Origin of the sequence: Campylobacter sp. TJR-1 (genome assembly GCF_032840035.1) — a bacterium.
GTDB classification, from domain to species: Bacteria; Campylobacterota; Campylobacteria; order Campylobacterales; family Campylobacteraceae; genus Campylobacter; species Campylobacter fetus.
In genome coordinates, this window is the sequence record NZ_JAWIZX010000022.1 from 1 (window position 1) to 758 (window position 758).

1 pseudogene is annotated in these 758 nt (G+C 36.8%); it reads left to right on the forward strand.

The window, feature by feature from the left end:
• A pseudogene (locus RVY88_RS09120) lies at positions 1 to 758 on the forward strand (cell surface protein); the annotation flags it as partial.

Consider the following 758-nt stretch of genomic DNA (forward strand, 5'->3'; position numbering starts at 1 on the left):
CGATAACCCTAAACGCAGGAGACGCAAGTACTTCGGTAAAAGCAGGCAATATAGCTGCAGATAGCGTAAATGTAGATCTTTCTAAAGTATTAGGTACTACAACAGTAGGTAAAATAACATCTGATAATATAATATATAAAGCTTCAGAGCTTTCAGCTGATACTGCAAGTAAGATAGCTTTAGCATCAAAAGGTAATATTCAAAATTTCAAAGCAGAAGTTACTGGTAGTTTAGGCGATGATAAAATAGAATTAACTACCGCAGCTACTACTTCATCAGTAACTCTATCAGGCGATTTGGGTGTAGGAAACGATACTGTAGATATAAATGAAACTTCAGCAGTAGACGCTCTTAAAACAGTAAATTTAAGTGTCTTAACTAATTACGCTACTTCTACAACAAAACTACAAGCAGCTGCGAACGATACTCTTACGTTTAATGGCGGAAGCGGTGATGATAGCGTAGAAGTATCAGGAACTACTATAGCATCTCTTAAGGTAATTGGTGATTTTGGTGGAGGGAACTTAGATAAGCTTACTTTAGGTACAAATACTACTGCTATAACCGGAGCCGATTCTGCAGTAACTATAGATATCACTAAAGTAACTAATGTAGATAGTACCGAGATCAACTTTACAAACGGTGCAACAGATATGAGTGATAAAGCTCTTACTATAAATGGTAGTGAGTCAAATGACCAAGTTACTCTTAAACTACTTGCTGCTACTACTAAGGTTAAGGTAGATGGGGATTTGGGC